This window comes from Paenibacillus sp. KS1, from assembly GCF_001680695.1.
Taxonomy (GTDB): domain Bacteria; phylum Bacillota; class Bacilli; order Paenibacillales; family Paenibacillaceae; genus Paenibacillus_B; species Paenibacillus_B suaedae.
In genome coordinates, this window is record NZ_MAIS01000165.1 from 1 (window position 1) to 4,663 (window position 4,663).

General features: G+C 51.5%; 1 protein-coding gene. It reads left to right on the top strand.

Annotated elements, in window-relative coordinates; all coding sequences use genetic code 11:
- A partial coding sequence (locus BBG47_RS27130) for a non-ribosomal peptide synthetase (protein WP_139070799.1) occupies nt 1–4,663 on the top strand: 4,663 nt, incomplete at both ends.

Consider the following 4,663-nt stretch of genomic DNA (forward strand, 5'->3'; position numbering starts at 1 on the left):
GACGCCGATGCAGAAGGGAATGTGGTTCCACAGCGCGATGGACAGTCTGACGGGGGCGTATCATGAGCAGACGATGTTCACATTGGAAGGTACGCTTGATGTGGAACTATTCTCCAGCAGTCTGAACGAATTGGCAAAGCGGCACGCTGTGTTGCGAACGAACTTCATTAGCGGCCCTCAAGGCGAACCGGTACAAGTCGTATTCCGGAACAAGCCAATAGGATTTTCGTTCCAGGATGTGCGCGCTCTGAATGAAGAGGAGCAGCAATCCTTCATTCAAGAAACGGTCAGCAGTGACCAACTGCTTGGCTTCGATCTCGCACAAGGTGCCCTGATGCGCGTATCGGCTATCCGTACAGGGGAATTGAGCTGCCGTGTACTGTGGAGCTCTCACCATATCTTAATGGACGGCTGGTGCCTGCCCCAGCTGATGCAAGAACTGTTCGATACGTATGCCGCCTTACTGGAGCGGAAGACGCCGGATAGAACAGCGGTTCCAGCTTACAGCCAATACATTGAATGGCTAGGGCAGCAGGACGAGGAGGCGGCCGGGACTTATTGGTCTGCATACTTGGCTGATTACGATCAGGTAACAGAGATCCCGCAAGAATCATCGGCGGGAATCGATAACGAACCATATAAGGCTGAAAAATGGAGTCGTGAATTGGATGCTGGCTTGAGCGCATCCATTAGCCGGACGGCGAGACAGCATCAGGTTACGCTTAATACTTTACTGCAAGCGGCATGGGGCGTTATTTTGCAAAAATACAATGGCACAAATGATGTTGTTTTCGGCAGCGTCGTATCAGGCAGACCAGCAGAGGTGCCAGGCATTGAGACGATGATCGGCTTATTCATTAATACGATTCCGATCCGCGTCAAGTGCGAGGGAAGCACCAGCTTTGCGGAACTGATGGGGCTGCTTCAAGAACAAGCGCTGGAGTCCGGCAAGTACGATTATTATCCGCTGTATGAGATACAATCTCGCAGTGCGCTGAAGCAGAATGCGATCAGACAAATTATGGTGTTCGAGAACTACCCGATGGACGAACAGCTAGAGCAGGCGGGCGGCGACGAGCTTGGTATGCCATCCTTAACTGATGTAGCGGTGGAGGAACAGACCAATTACGACTTCAACTTGATCGTTGTACCGGGAGAACAGATCTCTATTCGGTTTGATTACAATGCTAACCGCTTCGTACAAGCAGACATGGAACGGTTGATGGGGCATTTGAACAATATTTTGGAGCAGATCGTAGACAATCCACGGCTTGCTGTAGAAGATCTGGAGCTCGCGACGGAAGCCGAGAAGTCGGAAGTGATCCAATCATTCAACGATACACTTACGAACTACCCTCGAGAGATGATGCTGCATCGCTTATTCGAGGAGCAAGCCGAACGACATCCAGATGCAGTTGCCATCTCCTTCCGAGATGTCCAGATGACGTATCGTGATTTGAACGATCGGGCGAACCGATTGGCACGTACATTGCGGGCAGTCGGAGTTGGAACGGATAAGCTGGTAGGTCTCATGTCTGAACGTTCGCCGGATATGATTATTGGCATTCTGGCAATCTTGAAGGCAGGAGGCGGGTATGTGCCAATCGATCCGGAATATCCGGAAGACCGGATTCGGTACATGCTTGAAGATTCCGGTGCGCGAATCATGCTGGCACAGCAGCACTTAACGGGGAAAATTCCAGCAATGGACGCATCGCCACTTGACGCAATTATCATTCTTGACACCGAAACATCCTATGACAGCAACGGTTCGAATCTTGAGGCGAACACAGACGCAAGCAGCGAGAACTTAGCCTATGTCATCTACACATCCGGCACGACGGGTAAGCCGAAGGGGAACTTGACGACGCACCGCAATATTGTACGCGTGGTGAGAGAAACCGAATATATCGACATCACGAACCATGACAACGTGCTGCAGATGTCCAGCTATGCATTTGACGGGTCGACCTTCGACATCTATGGTGCACTGCTGAACGGGGCCAAGCTTGTTCTTGTACCACACGAGACGCTTCTGGAAGTGCGGCAATTGGCTGAGTTGATCGTACAAGAGAAGATTTCGGTTATGTTCATCACGACGGCGTACTTCAACGTACTGGTTGATGTCCAGGCTTCCTGCTTGAGCAATATTCGGGCTATCTTATTCGGTGGAGAACGGGTATCTGTCAGCCACGTCTGCAAGGCGCTCAATCATGTCGCGCCAGGTACACTCAAGCATGTATATGGCCCGACGGAGAGCACCGTATTCGCGACTTGCCACGATGTGTACGAAGTCACGGAGAATGCGGTGACGGTACCGATTGGACGTCCGATCAGCAATACGTCAATCTATATCGTTGATGCGAACAATAAGCTGCAGCCAGTAGGCGTTGCCGGCGAGTTGTGCGTGGCAGGTGATGGATTGGCACGAGGATATTTGAATCGTCCAGACTTGACGGCAGAGAAGTTCGTCGATTCCCCGTACGTCCAGGGAGAGCGGATGTACCGCACGGGAGACTTGGCGAAATGGCTTCCTGACGGTTCCATTGAATATGTTGGCCGAATCGACCAACAGGTGAAAATTCGCGGATATCGGATTGAGCTAGGTGAGATCGAGGCGCAGCTGCTGAATGTAGAGGATGTGCAGGAAGCGGTCGTCGTCGCACGAGACACTGACACAGGCGAGAAGCAGCTATGCGCCTACTATGTAGCGATGCGTCCGCTTGAGGGGAATCATTTGCGCGAAGTGATGGGTCAAGCTATGCCAAGTTATATGCTTCCAGCGCACTTTATTCAGCTGGAACAGCTTCCACTCACACCGAACGGCAAGGTAGACCGCAAGGCGCTGCCGGCTCCGGAAGAAGGACGGAGCGGAGAGACTTTCGTTGCGCCTCGGACGCCGCTTGAAGCACAGCTTGTTCAAATTTGGCAGGATGTGCTCGGTATTAGCAGTGTAAGCGTGACGGATCATTTCTTCGAGTTGGGTGGTCATTCCCTGAAGGCGACGCTGCTCGTGAACAGACTGCATCAGGAGCTTAATATCGAGTTGCCCTTGAAAGATGTATTTCAATATCCGACGCTTGAAGCGATGGCGAAGCGACTCAGCAATGCGGAGGGAAGCAGGCATGTGAGTATCCCGGTGGCGGCTCCAAGCCAGCATTATCCGGTGTCTTCGGCTCAAAAACGCTTGTATATTCTTCATCAGCTTGAAGGGGCGGAGCTGAGTTACAACATGCCGAACATGATGCTGCTTGTGGGAGCTGTGGATCTTGGGCGATTGGAAAAAGCCTTCAAGAGATTGATTGAGCGTCATGAAACGCTGCGCACCGGATTTGAGATTGTGAACGGCGAGCCTGTTCAACGGATTTACCCGGAAGTAAACTTCGCAATCGAGCATGTGCTCGCAAGCGAGGAAGGTGCTTCGAAGCTTATGCAGCAGTTTGTGCGTTCCTTCCAATTGGAGAAACCGCCTCTGCTGCGAATCGGAGTTATCGAATTGTCCGAAGAACGTTCCATTCTCATGTTCGATATGCATCATATCATCTCAGACGGTACGTCGATGGGCATTCTCATCAATGAGTTTGTCCGCTTGTACAGTGGAGAAGAGCTTGCGCCGCTGCGGATTCAATATAAGGATTACGCCGTATGGCAGCAATCGGATACTCAGCAGGAGGCAATGAAGCTGCAAGAAGGATATTGGCTGAAGGTACTGGGGGGAGAGCTCCCGGTGCTGGAAATGCCGACGGACTCCATTCGTCCGACAACGCAAAGCTTCCGCGGAGATTTGCTGCAGTTCGATCTAGATCCAGTGAGAAGTACGGGGCTGCGGAGAATTGCAGCGGAGAACGGAGCCACAATGTATATGGTGCTGATCGCGCTGTACAAGACGATGCTTCACAAGTATTCCGCTCAAGAGGACATTATCGTAGGTACGCCGATCGCAGGCCGGAACCATGGAGACTTACAGCCGCTTCTCGGCATGTTCGTCAATACGCTGGCCATTCGAAGCTATCCGGCTGCCAGCAAGACTTTCTTATCCTATTTGGATGAAATAAAAGAAACAACGCTTGGCGCCTTCGAGAATCAGAATTATCCATTCGAAGCATTGGTCGAACAGGTGCAAGTGATGCGCGATATGAGCCGCAATCCGGTATTTGATACGATGTTTATTTTGCAAAATGCGGATCAAGGTGAAATGAAGATTGATGGGGTACGACTCCAGTCGGTGCCGAATGAACACACCGTATCCAAGTTCGATTTGACCTTCCAAGCGGAAGAGGATGAAGCGGAAATCGTGTGCAGCATTGAATACGCAACAGATTTATTCAAGCGAGGCACGATTGAGCGAATGGCAAGACATTTCGAACAATTAGTCGATGCGGTGCTGGATAACCCGCAAGCAAGTCTGTCTAACTTGAGCATGGTAACCAATGAGGAAAAGGCGCTGCTTCAGGATAAGTTCAATGATACAGATATGGCGCATCCATGCGACAAGACGGTTCATGAACTGTTCGCGGAACAGGTGGAGCGGACACCAGATGCTGTCGCTGTCGTCTCTGGCTGCGAGCAATTAAGCTACAGAGAGCTCAACCGGAAGGCGAATCAGCTAGCGTGGAAGCTGCGTGAGTATGGGGTGACCGCAGAGCAGCCTGTCGGCATTATT